Source organism: Streptomyces sp. NPDC047061 (assembly GCF_040643955.1).
Lineage (GTDB): Bacteria > Actinomycetota > Actinomycetes > Streptomycetales > Streptomycetaceae > Streptomyces.
The window spans coordinates 103674-121118 of record NZ_JBEYVI010000023.1 but is presented as its reverse complement, the minus strand read 5'-3'; the positions used below and the strand labels follow the sequence as shown (position 1 = coordinate 121118).

Genomic DNA, 17445 nt, shown 5'->3' with positions numbered 1-17445 from the left:
GCCCCGGCGGGCCGCGGCGCCGCAACACCCGGCCGACGCCCGCCGGGAGTGGTCCGCCGGGAGTGGTCCGGTCACGCCCCGGCCGAGGCGTGCACGTCGAGCGCGACACCGGTTTCGCGCTCGGACACCTCCCAGAGCTTCGCTATGGCCCGGTCCATCCCGAACCTGCGCAGGACCGGCCTGCGGACCGGAGCGCCGTTGTTCATGAACAACGGTCCGTAGAACTCGCCGCCCTTGGCCGCCGGGTCGGTGGCGGCGCGCAGCTGCGGCAGCGCGCCGTCGTCGGGGGACATGCCGGTGCGCCGGGCCATGGTGTGGAAGAACCGCTGGGAGACGCCGCCGCCCGAGCCCTCCACGCTGACCGACTGCAGGTCGGTGTCGGACAGTCCGGGGTGTGCGATCAGACTGGCGGTGCCCGCGCCCGCCCGCTCCAGTTCGCGCTGGAGCCCGAGCCCGAAGTGGAAGTTGGCCAGCTTCGCCTGGCCGTAGGCGCGCCAGGGCCCGTAGCGGCCCTCCAGGTGGGGGTTGGCCACGTCGACGGCACGGCCCATGTGGTGGGCGGTGCTGGTCACGGTCACCACGCGGGACCCGGGCGTACGCAGCAGTGCGGGCAGCAGGAGGGCGGTCAGCGTCCAGTGGCCCAGGTGGTCGACACCGAACTGCATCTCGAAGCCGTCGACCGTGCGCGTCTCGGCGATCGCCATCACGCCCGCGTTGTTGACCAGGAGGTCGAGGCCGTCGTGGGCGGCCAGGATCTGTGCGGCGGCCTCCTTCACGGAGGCCTGCGAGGACAGGTCGAGGGCCACCAGTTCCAGTGAGGCGACCGGGAGGGCCGCCCGTATCTCCTGGACCGCGGCGGCGGCCTTCTTCTGGTCGCGCACGGCCATCACGACGTGCGCCCCCTTCGCCGCCAGCTTCTTTGCGGTCACCAGCCCGAGCCCGCCGTTGGCGCCGGTGACGACGACCGTGCGGCCGTTCTGGTCGGGAATGTCGTGTGCGGTCCAGCTCATTTCTTGTCTCCGAACGGGTTGTTCAACCAGGTAAGTCGGGTGGCGGGAACATCGCGTGGAATTCAGTGCGACGACGCCTGCGGGTCCCGGGTGCGTCGAAGCGTGTCCGGGGTCGTGCCGGTCCACATGCGAAACGCCCGGTAAAAAGAATTCGGCTCGCTGAAACCGAGGAGAAACGAAACCTCGGCGATCGACAGATCGGTGTTCACGAGGTAGTGCCTGGCCAGATCGTTCCGCGTGGTGTCGAGGATGCGTTGGTAACTGGTGTCCTCTGCCTCGATGCGGCGCTGCAGCGTGCGTTTGCTGAGCGTCAGCTTTCGCGCGATCGTGTCCATCGACGTCGATCCACTCGGCAATGTCTCCAGCAGGGCCGCTCGAACCCGTTCGGCGGTCGTCGCCGATGCCTCCAGATCGGCGAGGCGTCGGCGCAGCTCGGGCTCGAAAGCGGCCCACAGCGGCTCGTTCCGGGTGAGGAACGGCAGGGTCGCGTCGGCGGGGGCGAACGCGACCCGGTGAGCGGGGCCTGTCCGAAGAGGAATACCGAGGAATTCCTCATACGGCTGCATCACTTCTGTCAGCGCTGTGGTGGTCACCTCGACCGGGCTCACCTCCTCGCGAGTTCCGATGCGAATGAGGGTCACGAAGAACAGCAGTTCCATCATCGCCAGCGAGGCGGGAGGCGGTGGCGCGCCGTCGAGCCAGGAAAGTTCGACTGCGACGACCGAATCCGCCTCCGACACGGTCATGCGCATCGGCGCGATCAATCTCTTGTACTGCGCGATCCGTTGGGCGGCGACCACGAAATCGGGGCTGCACAATGCCGCGAACAACGGCGGGGAAAACGACTCGGCGCGGAACATCTCGCACAGCCGGATGGGGAAGAACGGATCTTTGGTCTCGGCCTCGACGCTGTTCCACAGGCGGTAGTAGTCGCCGGGCGCGAGTTTCGCCGACGGCTGCACGAACAGGTCCTCGGCAAGCCCGGCGCGGCGCAGCACGTTGGCGGGTACGACGCCGAGATCCCTCAGAACGGCGCGCCATGTCACGTCCAGTGAATAGCTCTGCATGTGCATCATCTGCCGTCGGTCGAGGAAATTCCCTGTGCTAATTTATCACGCGTTTGTGGCGCCGAGGCCGAACTGTGCGCGCATTCCCGCGAAGAACGTGGCGTCATCGGCACCGGCGCGCGCCTTCAAAAGGTGCTCGGCGTCGGCGCCCGCCACGTACCGCAGTGTGTCGGTGTCGTCGGTCACGGCCTGGTGAACGGTCTCGGCGATGATCTCGGGCTCCGGTGCCTGTGCGGTCATCGAACCGAAGGCGCTGAAAACCGCCTCGATCATGGGCTGGTACTCCGGCAGGGACGGATCGTTGCTGAAGTCGAAGGATCGTCCGCCGAAATCGGTCCTGATATTGCCCGGCTCGACGATCTTGACGCGCACACCGATTTCGGTCAATTCATACTGGAGGGCTTCCGAGATCCCTTCGACGGCGAATTTGCTGCCGTGATAGAGGGTGCCCAGAGGGAAGGTGACGCGTCCGCCCATCGATGAGATATTGACGATGGTGCCGCTTCTGTTGGCACGGAAATGCGGCAGCAGTGCTTTCGTCGTGGCGAGCAGGCCGAAGACGTTGACGTCGAACTGCCGGCGGATCTTGTCGAGCGGTGTTGCCTCCAGCGGCCCGTAGGCGCCGTAGCCGGCGTTGTTCACCAGCACGTCGATGCGGCCGAAGCGGGTCGGTGCCGCGTCGACGGCCGCATCGATGGATGCGGAATCCTGCACGTCGAGACGGGCGACGAGCACGTTGTCGAGTTCGGTGAGTTCCCGTTCGGCGCCGGGGTCGCGCATGGTCGCGACGACGTTCCAGCCTCGGGACCGGAAGAGTCTGGCGGTTGCTCGTCCGAGTCCGCTGGATGTGCCGGTGACAAGAATGGTCTGGGTCATGGTGGCGCTCCTTTCGCCGACCACACTAGGAATACTCACCTGCCGCCGCAGTGACGGATGACGCCGTCGTTCAATCCGATCGCGCCACGCGGCCTGCTCGCACATCGCGTCTCGGATCGCACGCCCGCCGGATGGGGCGGGGCGCGTGCCCGGTGCGGCACGCGCCCCGCCGTCCGTCAGGCGACCGCGCAGGTCTGGCCGCCCAGGGCGAAGGCCGTCGGTTCGGCGTTGCTGCCGGTCCAGGTGCCCGTGAAACCGAAGGACACCGACGACCCGGGTGCCACCGTGCCGTTCCAGCTGACGTTCCTCGCTGTCACGGCCGCACCGGACTGGGTCCAGTCGGCGTTCCAGAGCTGGCCGACGGTCTGCCCGTTCGGGAAGGACCAGCCGAGGGACCAGCTGCTCCATGCCGCCGAGCCCGTGTTGGTGAGGCGGACGTCCGCCTGGAAGCCGCCCGTCCACTGGTTGGTGACGGTGTAGGCGACCGAGCAGGCGCCGGACGGCGCGGGATCCGTACCGCCTCCGCCGCCCCCTCCACCACCTCCGCCGGTGTCGGACGTGTCGCCGTAGATCACACCCCGGCCGTTCGTCGAGATGTACACCCGGCCGTACACGCGCGGGTCACCCGTGATGGCCGCGCCCGTCCAACCCCACTGGTGGGCATCGTCGTTGATGCGTGTCCAGGTCGAACCCGCGTCCGTGGACCGGAAGATGCCACGGACCCCGCCGATCTTAGCGCTGGTGTAGAGCGTCTGGTAGGAGGCTCCCGTCGCCGCCTTGCCGAAGCCGATAGTGTCGGCCTGGTCGACGTTCGCGAGCCTGGTGAAGGTCGCGCCGCCGTTCGTCGAGTGCCAGAGGCCGTAGGCGCCGTCCGCCGCACCGCCGGCCAGCCACACGTCGCCCTTCGTCCCCGGCAGCGCCTTGAACCGGACGCTGTCACCGCTCGGCAGACCGGTCGCGGCGGACGCGGTGAAGGTCGCGCCGCCGTCCGTACTCACGTAGAACTTCCCGGACTTGAAGCCGTAGAAGGTCTTCGGGTCGACCCGGTCGGACTCGACGGTCGCACCGGACGGGATGCCGCTCGACGCCGACCAGGACGTGCCGAAGCCGGTCGTGTACTGCACGCCGGTGCCGGCCGGGCTCCACACGAAGCGGCTGCCGTCCGAGGCCGCGGCCACCGTTCCGCCGCCGCTCACGCCCGAAGGGTCCGTCCCCGCGAACCAGTTGGCGCCGTTGTCCGTCGAGAACGCGATGTGCGGGCCGGAGTCGAGATCGCCGACCCGTACCACCGTGTTCGGGTTCGTCTCGGCGAAGTCCAGGCTCGTGGTCGTGGTGAAGGTCGGCGAAGTGAACATCATCGACGGGACCTTGGTGAGGTCCGTGTGCCGGAAGCCGCCGATGTCACCCAGCGCGCTGAAGAGCTGGGCCCCGCCGGACGGGGGAGCGGCCAGGTCGTCGACCGACGTCTCCTCCAGCCCCTGCACCATCGGCTTGACCGTGAACTGGCCGCCGCTGTCCCACTTCGTCAGGTTTCCGGTGCCGTAGAGCGTCGCCCCCGTCCCGTACATCATGCGGTCGGAGTTGAACGGGTCGATCTCCAGCGCCTCCGTCATCCACCCCAGTTTCGGGCTCTGTTCGGGCGGCGACGGGTTCGCACCGAAGGTCAGCCAGGGGGAGGACGAGACGTCGATCGTGTAGCGGTTCGAGCGGTTGGGGTACGACGTGTAGTCCCAGGCTTTCGTCCAGGTTGCCCCGCTGTCCGTGGAACGGAAGATCTGGGTGTCCGGCCACCAGGAGCTGTACGCCGTCGCCATCACCGTGCCGGGGTGCTGCCGGTCGACCGTCAGCCCGGAGAACCCGTAGTACGTGTCGGCCTCCGCCACCGGGCTGATGTCGGTCCAGGTGCCGCTCGCCGTCCCGTACCGCCATAGCCGGCCCTTGCCGCCGTCGTAGGGCCCGCCCTTGTCGCTGTAGGCGAGGTAGAGGTAGCCGTTCTTCGCGTCCAGCACGCCTTTGTGGGCGAGGTACCCGGTGGGCTGACCGGCGAGCCTGGTCCAGGTCGCGCCCGCGTCCGTCGAGCGGTACACCGCGTTGTCCTTGTCGGCGACCCCGACGTAGATCGTCTTTGTCGCCGTACCGGCAGTCCCGGTCGACTCGTCGAAGGTGACCCAGACGATGCCCTGGTTGTCGGAGGCGTAGCCGCTGGTGTCGGTCGGATCCTGCACGTAGTTCCCGACGTTGGGGAAGCCGGTCACCTGCGACCAGGTCACCCCGGAGTCCGTGGACCGCCACAGCCCCTTGCCACTGGGCGCGCCCAGATACAGCACGCTGTCCTTGTTCGGGTCGACGGCCAGCCGCTCGCCCATGCCCCGGCCGGGCATGTTGCCGCCCAGCTTGAACGGCAGGTCGGTCTTCTGCCAGCTGGCGCCCCGGTCGGCGGAGCGCAGCACGGCGCCGTTGGTCGGGTCCCAGCCGTTGGTGTACGTCCCGACGGCCGCGTACACCTTGTCCGGGTCGACGGAGTCGGAGGCGAGACTGACGACCCCCGTGTGCCCCCACTCGTCCCAGCCGACCGAGTCCAGCAGCGGTGTCCAGGTCTGCGTCGACTCCGACCAGCGGTAGGCACCCCCGATGTCGGTACGGGCGTAGGCGAGGTTCTTCTCGGTGCGGTTGAAGACGATGCCCGGGACGAAGCCGCCGCCGTCGATCCGGGCGTTGTGCCAGGTGTAACTGTCCGCGGCGAGCGTGACGTCCGCGGTCGTGCGGGCGGCGAGCGCGGGCGGGGTTCCGACGAGCAGCCCGGCCGCGAGGGCCAGTACGGCGGTGAGGATGCGGGTTCTTCGCACAGGGGTCCTTCCGCAAGAGAGGCGGTAAGCGCTTACTCCGTGAGGTGAGAAGCGCCGGGCGATCCCCCAGTGCGGGTGGGGGACCGCCCGGCCGACCTGGCTGTCGCGCCCCGCAAGGGGCGCGGGGAACTGCGCGACCAGCCACAACGAAATCCGCAGCCGACCACGCAGCCACCGGAACTACTCCAGCAACTCCGCGTAAGACCCCATTGCCAGCGCGATGTCCGCCTGAGCCCAGAACCGGTGATACGTGAACACGGGCGCGGCCCCGCCCGCCAGATAACTCTGGATCTTCGACCACGCCGGGTCGTTCTGGTAGAAGGACCGCAGCGAGGCGAACGTCGACGACGAGTTGACCGCGTCGCCGTTCGGCATCTTCCCGCTCCACCCGCTCGGCACGTACACGCCGTCGTCGAAGCGGTTGTAGTCGGCCCGCGTCTCCGGCACCGCGATCCCCAGGCTGTCCTGGTAGTTGTTCCACATGCCGTCGAGCAGCGCCTTGGCCGTGGACTTCGCCGTCGCGTCACCGGACCTGGCGGCGTAGTACGTCAACGTCTTGGCGTACGCGGCGGCGACACCCACGTCGTTCGTGTAGTCGGCGACCGTGACGTGAAGTCCGCTGTTGGAGCCCGGACTCGACGCGTTCCAGGTGTCGGGCTGCCCCGACCACTGGAGTGTCGACGGGATCAGGTACGTGCCGTCCGGGTTGATCGTGGTCCTGGACAGCGCCCACGCCACCCACTTGTCGAGGACCGCCTTCGCCGAGGCGTTGCCGGTCTGCTGGTAGTACTCGGCGACCCGCTCCATCGACCAGGCCTGGAAGCCGAACCACTGGTTGGACGGCGGGTCGTGGTACACCGGCTCCCAGTCGTAGTACATGCCGTAGAAGGTCGACGTACCGGACGGCGGGCTCGCGTACCGCCCCTGCCAGCTGTTGGTCGCACCGCCCGCGATGGCGCCCTCGGACGACTGCAGCCAGCGGTAGAACTCCAGCTGCCGGGTCAGGGACGTGCCCCAGTCCGTCGCGCCCGTGGCCGACTTGGGCTTCAGGTCGGCGTACGAGCTCAACGCATAGGCGGCCAAGGGGTTCTGGTAACCCCCGTGCACATGGCTGGAGCCGATCCGCCACGCCCATCCGGCACTGCTGTCGGTCGCCCCGCCCCACGCGTAGTACCAGGAGAGCAGGTAGTCGGAGGCGTCCTTGCCGGTGCCGGCCGCGCAGGTCGTCGGACCCACGCAGTTGCCGATCTTCTTGAAGTACTTGTCGTACATCGCGTAGCGCAGATAGTCACCCATCTTCGCTGCCTTGCCCACGGTGGCGGAGACGTCGGAGCCCTTGCCCTGCTCCTTCGCCCACACGTCCGCCCAGTACGCGGCCTGCACCGCACGCGCGTCGGCGTCCGGGGCGTCCGTGTACTTCCACTGCTTGGCGTAGGACGAGTCGCCGGTGAAGAGGTCCAGGTAGCCGTTGGTCCCGTCGTACTTGAAGGCGTCGCAGGTCGGCTGCGGAACCGTCTCCCACACCGACTCCTGCGGACCGCGCTGGAAGGTGTTGATGTACGACGGCCCGTCGGCCGTCGGGCCCGCCTCGCAGCCGCCGCCCGGGGTGTCGCCGTAGCCGTAGACGTTGTCGACGTCCTCCAGCCAGTGCATGCCGTACACGTCGTCCGTGCCGTATGCAGTCTTCAGCTCACCGGCGATGGGATCCGATCCCACCGACACCGACGTGTCCAGCTTCGCCGGGTACTCGTTCGGGGTGTCCAGCTCCGGCGCGTACGTCGCCGGTTTCGACGCGTTGTAGAAGGAGTTGGTCGGCTGGTCGGCGTGGGTGGGGATCATGTACTTCTCCATGAGGGCCCACGCGCCGTTGAACTTGGACCAGTCACCGGTGACCTTGCCGTACATGGCCTGCAGCCAGAGAAGGTAGCTGTACGCCTCCGACGTGGTCTCGTGGCCCTGGTCGGGAGCCTCGACGATCAGCGTCTCGACCGAGTGGTAAGGGACGCCCTCGGGGGAGAAGTAGCCGTTCGCCGGGTTGGTGATCCTCCCGTACAGGTCCAGGAAGCGCGCGTCGTACGCGTTCGACGCGGCCAGCTCGGTCACGGTGACCGTGGCACCGGTGTAGCCGGTCGCCGAGGCCGTGAAGGTCGCGGTGCCGGTGCCGGCGGAGTCCGCGGCCACGGTCACGTTCTGCGCGGTGCTCCAGTTGGACGGCGTGAACGTGAGCGACGATCCCGCGCTCACCGACAGCCCGGTGTTGCCGGCCGTGCGGGCCACGGACACCGTCACGTTGGCGCTCGGCTGCTTCGAGAGGGTCACCGCGAACCTGCCGGTCGCGCCCTGCTGGACGCCCAGCTGGGTCGGCGAGGCCACCACCGCCGGGCCCGAGGCGACCGTGATGCCGACCGGCGTCGAGGACGCGGACGCGCCCAGGCTGTCGTACGCCTTCGCCACCAGGGAATGACTGCCGACGGTCAGGCTGGAGACCGAGAGCGAGTACGGCGCCGACGCGTCGGTCCCGAGCAGCGTGGTGTCGTCGTAGAACTCCATCTTGCTGATCGTCGCGCCGTCGGCCGCCGCCGCGGTCGCCGCCAGCGGGACCGCGTCGCCCTGCGTGTAGACCGCGCCCGCGCTCGGGCTGGTCAGCACGGTGATGGGCGGCTGGTGGGCGCCGGTGCAGGTCGTGCCGTTGATCGCGAAGCTCGCCGGGGCCGTGTTGCTGCCCGTGTACGAGAACTGGGCGCCCGTCGACGCGGCCGCGCCCGCCGCGATCGTGCCGTTGTACGACGCGTTCTGCACGGTGACCGAGGTGCCGGACTGGGACCAGGTGCCGTTCCAGCCGCTCACCAGCTTCTGGTTGCCGGTGTACGCGTAGGTCAGTGTCCAGCCGCTGATCGCGTCGGTGCCGCGGTTGGTGAGGGTGAGGTCGGCCGTGAAGCCGGTGCCCCAGTCGTTGGTCTTGTAGTCCACGCTGCACTGGACCGTCGCCGCCTGGGCGGGAGTCGTGCCGGTCGCGAGCATCGACACGGGCAGGGCCAGGGCCGCGACGACGGCCGTCCACAACCGTCGCACGGCTCTGCGCCTCCGCCCGGAGTGCATGGCATATCCGGGTCGCATGTGCTGGTTCCTCCTTGCGCTTGCGGCTCGGGGAGAAGTCAAGGCTTGAACCAGTGGGAGCGCTCCCATAGTGAAGACGTGGCATGGTGCGGTCAAGGCCGTTGAAGAGTCGAAAAGATTCGACGGACGTCACTGCGGAAAAGTCAAGCAACTCCCCTGTTCTTTGCCCCCGCTTGGCGCTACCTTCCTTCGCACCAGTGGGAGCGATTCCGTTCAGTCGACGCGTCCGTCACGACGCGCCCGAGCTGCAAGGAGTCGCTCATGCGACACCCCCCGCGTTCAGTTCTTTTAGCCGTCGCCGGTGCGGCCGCCCTCGTCGGGTCCGCACTGGTGCCGGTCGTGTCGGCGTCCGGGGCGACGCCGGCCTGCACGGTGGAGTACGCGGTCACCAGTCAGTGGGACACCGGGTTCCAGGGCTCCGTGACCATCACCAACAACATGGCCGCCCTGAGCAGTTGGAGCCTGGGCTTCGACTTCGCGAACGGCCAGAAGGTCACCCAGGGCTGGAGCGCCAAGTGGTCCCAGTCCGGTACGACGGTCACCGCGGCCAACGAGAGCTGGAACGGCTCCCTGCCCACCGGCGGCGCCGTCAGCGCCGGGTTCCTCGGCTCCTGGTCGGGGAGCAACGCCGTACCGACGGCGTTCCGGCTCAACGGCACGACGTGCAACGTCGATACGCAGCCCACGCCGACACCCACCCCCACCCCGACGCCGACCGAGCCGCCCGCCGGCGGGACCGCACCGGCCCTGCACGTCTCCGGCACCAGGCTCGTGGACGCGGGCGGCACGGCCCACCGTCTCCTCGGGGTGAACCGCTCCGGCGGCGAGTTCATGTGCGTGCAGGGCTACGGGATCTGGGACGGCCCGGTCGACGACGCGGCCATCAAGGCGATCGCCGACTGGAAGGCCAATGCCGTCCGCATCCCGCTCAACGAGGAGTGCTGGCTCGGACTGTCCAACGTCAAACCCGAGTACGCGGGCGCCAACTACATCAGCGCCGTGAAGGAACTGGTGGCCCGCGTCGAGTCGTACGGCCTGACCCCGATCCTCGAACTCCACTGGTCCTACGGCCAGTACACGGGTAACTCGGCCGGCTGCTCCGACGTGCACGCCACCTGCCAGAAGCCGATGCCGGACGCGCAGTACGCCCCGTCCTTCTGGTCCTCGGTGGCCGGCACCTTCAAGGACGACCAGGCGGCCGTCTTCGACCTGTTCAACGAGCCCTACCCGGACCGGGCGACCTCCACGGTCACCCAGGCCTGGCAGTGCTGGCGGGACGGCGGCACCTGCCCGGGGATCGGCTACGAGGTCGCCGGAATGCAGGACCTGGTCGACAGCATCCGGGGTGCCGGTGCCAAGAACGTGATCATGATCGGCGGGCTCGCGTACTCCAACGACCTCAGCCAGTGGCTGACGCACAAGCCCACCGACCCGGCCGGCAATCTCGCCGCCGCCTACCACGTCTATAACTTCAACACCTGCGCCAGTGAGAGCTGCTGGAACTCCACCCTCGCCCCGGTCGCGGCCCAGGTGCCGCTGGTCGCCGGGGAGATCGGCGAGAACACCTGCTCGCACGCCTTCGTCGACCAGGTCATGAAGTGGTTCGACGACCGCGGCCTCTCCTACCTGGGCTGGACCTGGAACACCTGGGACTGCTCGTCCGGCCCGTCCCTGATCTCCGACTACAGCGGTACGCCCACGGCGTACGGCGTCGGGCTGCGCGACCACCTCAAGGCCATCAACCCGTAAGCACGCCCACGGAAGAAGCACGCCCACCGAGAAGAAGGAAACCCGCACTCATGAGTCGTACCAGAACAGCGGTGTTCGCCGCCCTGGCGCTCGTCGCCGGGGTGTCGGGTCCGGCGGTCGCCGTGACCCCCTCCGCCCAGGCGGCGATCTCCGCGATCCCCTGCACCGTCGACTACAAGATCCAGAGCGACTGGGGCGCAGGCTTCACCGCCGCCGTCACCGTCACCAACAACTCGGCCGCGAAGTCGAGTTGGTCGGTGAAGTGGTCGTACGCCGGGAACCAGCAGGTGACCAGCTACTGGAACACCAAGCTCACCCAGAGCGGCACCGCCGTCACCGCCAACAACGAGACCTACAACGGCACCCTGGCGACCGGCGGTTCGGTCAGCTTCGGCTTCAACGGGTCGTACTCCGGCAGCAACGCGGTGCCGACCGCCTTCACCCTCGACGGCGTTACCTGCAACGTCGACGACGGCAGCAGCGGTGGCGGAGGCGGTGGCGGCGGGGGCGGCGGCACCCGCGTCGACAACCCGTACTCCGGCGCCAAGGTGTACGTGAACCCCGAGTGGTCCGCGAAGGCCGCCGCCGAACCGGGTGGCACCCGCGTCTCCAACCAGCCCACCGGCGTCTGGCTCGACCGCATCGCCGCGATCAACGGCACCAGCACCAGCATGGGTCTGCGCGCCCACCTCGACGCGGCGCTCGCCCAGAAGGGCAGCGGCGAGGAAGTCGTCCAGCTGGTCGTCTACGACCTGCCCGGCCGCGACTGCGCGGCCCTCGCCTCCAACGGCGAGCTCGGCCCGACGGAGATCGACAAGTACAAGACGCAGTTCGTCGACCCGATCGCGGCGATCCTCTCGGACAGCAAGTACGCCTCGCTGCGGATCGTCACCACCATCGAGATCGACTCGCTGCCCAACCTGGTCACCAACACCGGCAGCCGGGCCACCGCCACGGCCAACTGCAACACCATGCTGGCCAACGGCAACTACGTGAAGGGCGTCGGCTACGCCCTCGCCAAGCTCGGCGCGATCCCCAACGTCTACAACTACCTCGACGCCGGCCACCACGGCTGGCTCGGCTGGGACGACAACTTCGCCCCGGCGGCCACCCTGTTCAAGCAGGCCGCCACCAGCGAGGGCGCGACCGTCGACGACGTGGCCGGGTTCATCACCAACACGGCCAACTACAGTGCCCTGAAGGAGAACAACTTCACCATCAACGACACGGTGAACGGCACCTCCGTCCGCCAGTCCAAGTGGGTCGACTGGAACCGCTACGTCGACGAACTCTCCTTCGCCCAGGCCTTCCGCACCCAGCTGGTCTCGGTCGGCTTCAACTCCGGCATCGGCATGCTGATCGACACCTCCCGCAACGGCTGGGGCGGCAGCGCACGGCCGACCGGCCCGGGCGCGACGACCAGCGTGGACACGTACGTCGACGGCGGTCGCTACGACCGCCGGATCCACGTCGGCAACTGGTGCAACCAGTCCGGAGCCGGCCTCGGCGAACGCCCGCAGGCCGCTCCGGCCGCCGGGATCGACGCCTACGTCTGGATGAAGCCGCCGGGTGAGTCCGACGGCTCCAGCTCCGCCATCCCGAACGACGAGGGCAAGGGCTTCGACCAGATGTGCGACCCGACGTACACGGGCAATGCGCGCAACGGCAACAGCATGTCCGGCGCGCTGCCGAACGCGCCGTTGTCCGGGCACTGGTTCTCGGCGCAGTTCCAGCAGCTGATGGCCAACGCGTACCCGCCGTTGTCGTGATGGCAGGTTGAGCTGGGATCGACGCTGCGGGCCGGTGGGGGCTGGTCGCGCAGTTCCTCCCCCAGCCTTCGGCCGGGGGGACCCCCAGCGCCCCTTTGGGGCGCGGGGGTTCGCCGGAGTCAGTCAGCTTGGGACAGGCCCAGGCGGATCGAGTGCTCCACCGCCGAATAGTCCCCGTCGGGGCGGTCCAGCTCGTAGGGGACGGCCGGCATCAACGGTGGCTGGGCCAGGAAGCGGGGGCGGGTGCCGTGGTGGGGCTGGGCCGCGTGGACCAGGAAGGGGTGGCAGAGGTAGACGTCACCGGGGCGGCCGGTGGCGTACGCGAGGGGGCGGTGCGCGGAGGCCTCGACGACCTGCGGGGCGATCTCCAGCATCGAGACGCCCTCCTCGCCGTACGGCTCCAGGACCGCGGGGATGTCGAGGTGCGAGCCGACGCGGATCCGGGTGGGCGCATCCTGCTCGGTCACCTCGGAGAAGAGGAACAGCATCAGCAGCGCGCGGTCGCGGGAGCGCAGGTTCGTGTAGTACCAGCGGGTCTCGACGCCGTCCGGGAGGTAGCTCCCCTCGATGTGCCAGCCCGCGTCGTCCGGCTCCTCGGCGTGCGGGAACCGCAGGGGGAAGCTGCCCAGCGAATAGCGCGGCGCCCAGCGGCCCTCGCCCACCAGCAGGTCGAACGCCCGGTGCAGCACAGGGGAGTTGACGGCGGCCGCGAACGGGCCCTGGGCCATCCCCGCCACCCACACCACGGGGTCCTTCCAGGTGCCGGGATCCGCCGGGTCGTACCCCGTCTCCCGCCACAGCAGCCGGGCGCAGTCCTCGGCGACGCGCGGCGGGAACGCGCCCTCGATCTTCACGAAACCGTCGGTCAGGAAGTGTTCCACCAGCTCGTCGTCCACCCGGTCATCGTGGACCGGCCGCCTTGCCGTCCGCATCCGGTTTTTTGCCGCACCGGCAACAGGACTGGCCTCCGGACGGTGCGTCGGCGCACGCTGGCGACACCCAGGACGAGAGGCTGACCCCATGGCGCACGACCACCACCACGACCACAAGAGCACCCACGCGCACTCCCACACCCACACCCACTCGAACACCGACATCGACTGGGCCGAGATGGCCGGTTCCCTGGAGTCACAGGCGGAGCTCTTCGCGCCCCTCTACGAGAGCGCGCTGAGCTGGCTCGGCAAGGAGGTCACCGAGCCGGGACTGATCGTCGACGTCGGCAGCGGACCGGGGGTGGTGTCGTGTCTGTTCGCCGAGGTGTTCCCGGGCGCGCGGGTGCTGGCCGTGGACGGCAGCGAACCGCTCCTCGACCGGGCCCGGGCCCGTGCCGAGCGGCAGGGCGTGGCCGATCGCTTCGGTGTGCTCCACGGTGAACTGCCGGGAATTCTGGGCGAGTTGGACTACCCGGCGGATCTCCTCTGGGCCGGGCACAGCCTGCACCACCTCGGTGACCAGCGGGCCGCGCTCACCGCGTTCGGCGAGCGGCTGGCTCCCGGCGGCACCCTGGCCATCCTCGAAGGGGGCCTGCCGAGCCGCTTCCTGCCCCGAGACTTCGGGATCGGCCGCCCCGGCCTCCAGGCACGGCTCGACGCACTCCAGGAGGAGTGGTTCGGGCAGATGCGCACCGAACTCCCCGGCTCGGTCGCGGAGGCCGAGGACTGGCCTGCGCTGCTGTCCTCCGCCGGCCTGAAGTACGCCCGCACCCGCAGCTTCCTGCTGGACCTGCCCGCCCCGGCCTCCGACCGCGCCCGCGCCTACGCGGCCGAGATCTTCTCCAGGCTGCGGGACTCGGTCGCGGACGGCCTCGACGCCGACGACCGCGCCACCCTGGACCGCCTCCTCGACCCGGCCGACCCGGCGAGCGTGCACCGCAGGCCGGACCTGTTCGTCCTCGGCGTCCGCACCGTGCACACGGCGGTCCGGCCCGCCTGAGCGCTCCGCTGGAACTGCCGCGACATGTCGTCTGTCGACTGCGGCGCCGTCGAACCACAGCGGCCCGGTACCGTGCGGTACCGGGCCGCCCGCCCTCCCCGGGCCGGTGGGGCGCGAACGCGCCTCGGGGGTCTAGTTGTTGGCGAGGAACTGCTTGGCCAGCTGGTCGCCGAGGGTCACGGCCGCGCTGTGGCTCTCGATGGGGGAGACCTTGGAGTTCTTGAACAGGATGTAGGTCACGCCGGAGTCGGCCCCGCCGGTCGCCGGGTCGGGGTCGATGCCGAGCGCCTTGGCGGTGGCGTACGAGGCCTCGCCGATGATGTTGGTGGGGCCGGTGTCGCCGACCACCGCGTACTCCACCTTGTTGTTGTAGATCACGGCGACCACTCCGCCGCCCTTGATGCCGGCGCTGGAGTAGTTCCAGATGCTGCTGGTGCTGGGGACCACGATGTACGGCAGCGACTCGGCCTTGAGCGGCTTGCCGTCGGACTGGTGGAACGCGGTGTCGTCCTGGTACCAGGGGTCGCGGTCCTCGTTGCAGTTGGTGGTGCGCTGCCCGTCGCAGTCGATGTCCATGTCGGCCTTCCAGAAGACCGCGCCGTTCTTGCCGCAGACGGGGATCGTGGCCGACGTCTCGTCGTCGGTGCGGTACTTGCCGCTGGAGATCTGGGAACAGGACGTCACCTTGGCGAGCAGGTTCGCCGCGCTGACCGAGCCCTCCTGGGCGGACTTCGGGACGGCGGCGCCGGACGCGCTCGCGGGAAGCACTCCGGCGGCGAGCAGTGCGGCCCCGGAGGCCGCGGCAAGGGTCAGTGTTCGGATGCGCACTGTGGGGGGTCCCCTTCTGTTAGGAAAGTTTCCTGACCGGGTGTCGTACAAGGTGGACCCGGCTGCATGTCCGCGTCAACCCCTGGATGTCAACTCGGCGGTTTCTCGCGCATTGCGGTGATATGGGTGCCGGGGAACACTGGTGGTGCAGGACATTCGGGATATTTACGCAGGAGCCGTGCGGGGGTTGGGCGGTGGCTCCGGTGGCTCCTGGGAGGCGAGGGGTCATGTTCGTACGCGCGGTGTACGTCACCGGCGATCCGGCGAAGGTCGAGGCGGCCATCAGGTCCCTGAACAGTCAGGGGCGTGAACTGCTCGAAGAACGTCCCGAGTACCGGGGTGCGGACGTCCTCGTCGACCGGGAGCTGGGCAAGCTGCTCGCGGTGAGCTGGTGGGGCTCCGAGGAGTCCCGGCGCAACAGCGACCAGGTGATGCGCGAGCGGCGCAGGCCGATGCTGGAGCCGTTCGCGGGCACCGTCGCCGTCGAGAACTTCGAGGTGGCCGTCTTCCACTCGGTGCAGCTGCCGAGGGCGGGCGGCGGCATGCGGTCCACCCGGGTGGAGTTCGACCCGGCCGACGCGGACCTGTTCGCGGAGACGTTCCGCTCCTCGGCGATACCCCGGCTCGAAGCGCTGCCCGGCTTCGCCCGGTGCGCCGTGTTCGTCGACCGGGAGCGGGGCCGCGGCATGGTCGGCTCGCTCTTCGTCGACCGTGCCGCGATGGCCGGCTCGCGCGCCGGGCAGGCGGCGGCCCGGCGCGCGGACGCCGCCAAGGCGCACGTGACCGTGGTCGGCCTGGAGGAGTTCGAGGTCGTCCACGCGGACGTACGCTCCGACTGACGCGCCCCGCGCGGGAGTCCGCGAACGCGAACGGCCGCCCCGCCGTGCGTACGGCGGGGCGGCCGAGGCGGACCGGGTTCTCGCTCAGCCCACGTCGAAGGTCGCCGGGTCCGGCCCGATGCGCCGGTCCTCGTTGAGCGCGCTGATCGCCGCGAGGTCCTCGGTGTCCAGGCTGAAGTCGAACACCGCGATGTTCTCCTTGATCCGCGACGGCGTCACGGACTTCGGGATCACCACGTTGCCCAGCTGGATGTGCCAGCGGAGCACGACCTGGGCCGGGGTGCGGTTGTGCTTCTGTGCGATCGCGACGATCGCCGGTACTTCCAGCAGCCCCTTGCCCTGGCCGAGCGGCGACCAGGCCTCGGTGGCGATGCCCTGCTCGCCGTGGAACTCCCGGGGCGCGTGCTGCTGCAGGTGCGGGTGCAGCTCGATCTGGTTGACCGCCGGGATGACCGAGGTCTCCGCGATCAGCCGCTCCAGGTGCTCGGGGAGGAAGTTGGAGACGCCGATCGCCTTGACCCGGCCGTCGGCGTACAGCTTCTCGAACGCCTTGTACGAGTCGATGTACTTGCCCCGGGCCGGCAGCGGCCAGTGGATGAGGTACAGGTCCAGGTAGTCCAGACCCAGCTTCGCCAGCGACGCGTCGAAGGCGCGCAGCGTGGCGTCGTACCCGTGGTCGGCGTTCCAGAGCTTGGTGGTGACGAAGATGTCCTCACGCGGTACGCCGGAGGCGGCGATCGCCTTGCCGGTGCCCGCTTCGTTGCCGTAGATCGCCGCTGTGTCGATGCTGCGGTACCCGGCCTCCAGTGCCGTGGCGACGGCCCGCTCGGCCTCGTCGTCCGGCACCTGCCACACGCCGAAGCCCAGCTGGGGCATCTCGACACCGTTGTTGAGGATTTTCGGGGGGACCTTGCTGCTCACGAGCTCTCGATCCTTAGGTTGTCGACAGGTATTACCTCCATCGTCAACGATCACCGGCGTCGACGCATTCCTGACCGCGTAATCCGCCGGAACTGACCGGTGAGTCAGCGCTGCGGGCGGAGATTGGCCGGAAATGGATCCGACGTTATGGGTCCGGACCATTGACCGCGGCCGGTTGCTACGGAGACTCTGGTGCGCATCGTCGGACGTATCGCTGAACCCGGTACAGGGATGTGAACATTCCTGTGGGTTTTCCGGCGGAACCCTGTGGAACGGAACACCTCTCTCTGCGCTCTGAGACCCCCCAACCTCAGGAAAGCAGGTACGCACCCATGAACGAGACGACGCCCGAGGACCGCCAGGCGGCGCCCGCCGCCGTACAGACATCGGATGAAAAGGTCTGGCGAAGCCCCGGCTACCAGGTCGTGGAGACCGCCCTGGAAGTCACCGGCTACGCCCTCGGTGACCGCTGACCCGCCCGGGCGGCCCGC

The 17445-nt window shown here is 69.1% G+C and carries 13 protein-coding genes; 5 read left to right on the top strand and 8 right to left on the bottom strand.

Annotation, left to right across the window (positions count from 1 at the left end; all coding sequences use genetic code 11):
- Positions 1 to 71: 71 nt before the first annotated feature.
- The 5 genes from ABZ887_RS29275 to ABZ887_RS29255 all read right to left on the bottom strand — a co-directional run bounded on the left by ABZ887_RS29275 (position 72) and on the right by ABZ887_RS29255 (position 8898).
- Positions 72 to 1010 carry an oxidoreductase gene (locus tag ABZ887_RS29275; protein ID WP_361295340.1) on the bottom strand — a complete coding sequence of 313 codons (939 nt, stop codon included), beginning with the start codon at positions 1008 to 1010 and terminating at the stop codon, positions 72 to 74.
- A 62-nt stretch (positions 1011 to 1072) separates the two neighbouring features.
- Positions 1073 to 2086, bottom strand: coding sequence for an AraC family transcriptional regulator ligand-binding domain-containing protein (locus tag ABZ887_RS29270; protein ID WP_361295337.1), 1014 nt, complete (start codon positions 2084 to 2086; stop codon positions 1073 to 1075).
- Positions 2087 to 2122: 36 nt separating this feature from the next.
- Positions 2123 to 2953, bottom strand: coding sequence for an SDR family oxidoreductase (locus ABZ887_RS29265; protein WP_361295334.1), 831 nt, complete (start codon positions 2951 to 2953; stop codon positions 2123 to 2125).
- Positions 2954 to 3129: 176 nt separating this feature from the next.
- On the bottom strand, positions 3130 to 5799 hold the full coding sequence (locus ABZ887_RS29260) for a cellulose binding domain-containing protein (protein ID WP_361295331.1): 2670 nt from the start codon (positions 5797 to 5799) through the stop codon (positions 3130 to 3132).
- Positions 5800 to 5979: 180 nt separating this feature from the next.
- Positions 5980 to 8898, bottom strand: coding sequence for a glycoside hydrolase family 48 protein (locus ABZ887_RS29255; RefSeq protein WP_361295458.1), 2919 nt, complete (start codon positions 8896 to 8898; stop codon positions 5980 to 5982).
- A 279-nt stretch (positions 8899 to 9177) separates the two neighbouring features.
- On the opposite strand from ABZ887_RS29255, the gene ABZ887_RS29250 reads away from it, so the two are divergent.
- Positions 9178 to 10665 (top strand): cellulose binding domain-containing protein, encoded by a 1488-nt coding sequence (locus ABZ887_RS29250; RefSeq protein WP_361295328.1) that lies wholly within the window; start codon positions 9178 to 9180, stop codon positions 10663 to 10665.
- Positions 10666 to 10715: 50 nt separating this feature from the next.
- A complete protein-coding gene (locus tag ABZ887_RS29245) occupies positions 10716 to 12434 on the top strand; it encodes a glycoside hydrolase family 6 protein (RefSeq protein WP_361295325.1) in 1719 nt (572 codons plus the stop codon).
- A 119-nt stretch (positions 12435 to 12553) separates the two neighbouring features.
- Here ABZ887_RS29245 and ABZ887_RS29240 read toward each other — a convergent pair whose 3' ends face one another.
- On the bottom strand, positions 12554 to 13366 hold the full coding sequence (locus tag ABZ887_RS29240; RefSeq protein WP_361295322.1) for a phytanoyl-CoA dioxygenase family protein: 813 nt from the start codon (positions 13364 to 13366) through the stop codon (positions 12554 to 12556).
- Positions 13367 to 13454: 88 nt separating this feature from the next.
- Here ABZ887_RS29240 and ABZ887_RS29235 point away from each other — a divergent pair, with 88 nt between their 5' ends.
- Positions 13455 to 14366: a class I SAM-dependent methyltransferase gene (locus ABZ887_RS29235; RefSeq protein ID WP_361295320.1), complete on the top strand. Its 912-nt coding sequence runs from the start codon at positions 13455 to 13457 to the stop codon at positions 14364 to 14366.
- A 132-nt stretch (positions 14367 to 14498) separates the two neighbouring features.
- Here the strand turns inward: ABZ887_RS29235 and ABZ887_RS29230 are convergent, their stop codons facing one another.
- Positions 14499 to 15194, bottom strand: coding sequence for a glycoside hydrolase family 75 protein (locus tag ABZ887_RS29230; protein WP_361295317.1), 696 nt, complete (start codon positions 15192 to 15194; stop codon positions 14499 to 14501).
- Positions 15195 to 15421: 227 nt separating this feature from the next.
- Between ABZ887_RS29230 and ABZ887_RS29225 the strand changes: the two genes are divergently transcribed.
- Positions 15422 to 16033 carry a hypothetical protein gene (locus ABZ887_RS29225; RefSeq protein ID WP_361295314.1) on the top strand — a complete coding sequence of 204 codons (612 nt, stop codon included), beginning with the start codon at positions 15422 to 15424 and terminating at the stop codon, positions 16031 to 16033.
- 84 nt (positions 16034 to 16117) lie between these two features.
- Here the strand turns inward: ABZ887_RS29225 and ABZ887_RS29220 are convergent, their stop codons facing one another.
- Positions 16118 to 16954: an aldo/keto reductase gene (locus ABZ887_RS29220; protein WP_361295311.1), complete on the bottom strand. Its 837-nt coding sequence runs from the start codon at positions 16952 to 16954 to the stop codon at positions 16118 to 16120.
- A 332-nt stretch (positions 16955 to 17286) separates the two neighbouring features.
- On the opposite strand from ABZ887_RS29220, the gene ABZ887_RS29215 reads away from it, so the two are divergent.
- The gene (locus tag ABZ887_RS29215) at positions 17287 to 17427 is read left to right on the top strand and encodes a pyrroloquinoline quinone precursor peptide PqqA (RefSeq protein WP_361295308.1); all 141 of its coding nucleotides are present in this window, start codon (positions 17287 to 17289) and stop codon (positions 17425 to 17427) included.
- The last annotated feature ends 18 nt before the right edge of the window (positions 17428 to 17445 follow it).

What these genes read in the sequence shown, in the direction of transcription:
- ABZ887_RS29275 (WP_361295340.1), bottom strand. Translation starts at nt 1,010, where the DNA reads ATGAGCTGGACCGCACACGACATTCCCGACCAGAACGGCCGCACGGTC.
- ABZ887_RS29270 (WP_361295337.1), bottom strand. Translation starts at nt 2,086, where the DNA reads ATGATGCACATGCAGAGCTATTCACTGGACGTGACATGGCGCGCCGTT.
- ABZ887_RS29265 (WP_361295334.1), bottom strand. Translation starts at nt 2,953, where the DNA reads ATGACCCAGACCATTCTTGTCACCGGCACATCCAGCGGACTCGGACGA.
- ABZ887_RS29255 (WP_361295458.1), bottom strand. Translation starts at nt 8,898, where the DNA reads ATGCACTCCGGGCGGAGGCGCAGAGCCGTGCGACGGTTGTGGACGGCC.
- ABZ887_RS29250 (WP_361295328.1), top strand. Translation starts at nt 9,178, where the DNA reads ATGCGACACCCCCCGCGTTCAGTTCTTTTAGCCGTCGCCGGTGCGGCC.
- ABZ887_RS29245 (WP_361295325.1), top strand. Translation starts at nt 10,716, where the DNA reads ATGAGTCGTACCAGAACAGCGGTGTTCGCCGCCCTGGCGCTCGTCGCC.
- ABZ887_RS29240 (WP_361295322.1), bottom strand. Translation starts at nt 13,366, where the DNA reads ATGCGGACGGCAAGGCGGCCGGTCCACGATGACCGGGTGGACGACGAG.
- ABZ887_RS29235 (WP_361295320.1), top strand. Translation starts at nt 13,455, where the DNA reads ATGGCGCACGACCACCACCACGACCACAAGAGCACCCACGCGCACTCC.
- ABZ887_RS29225 (WP_361295314.1), top strand. Translation starts at nt 15,422, where the DNA reads ATGTTCGTACGCGCGGTGTACGTCACCGGCGATCCGGCGAAGGTCGAG.
- ABZ887_RS29215 (WP_361295308.1), top strand. Translation starts at nt 17,287, where the DNA reads ATGAACGAGACGACGCCCGAGGACCGCCAGGCGGCGCCCGCCGCCGTA.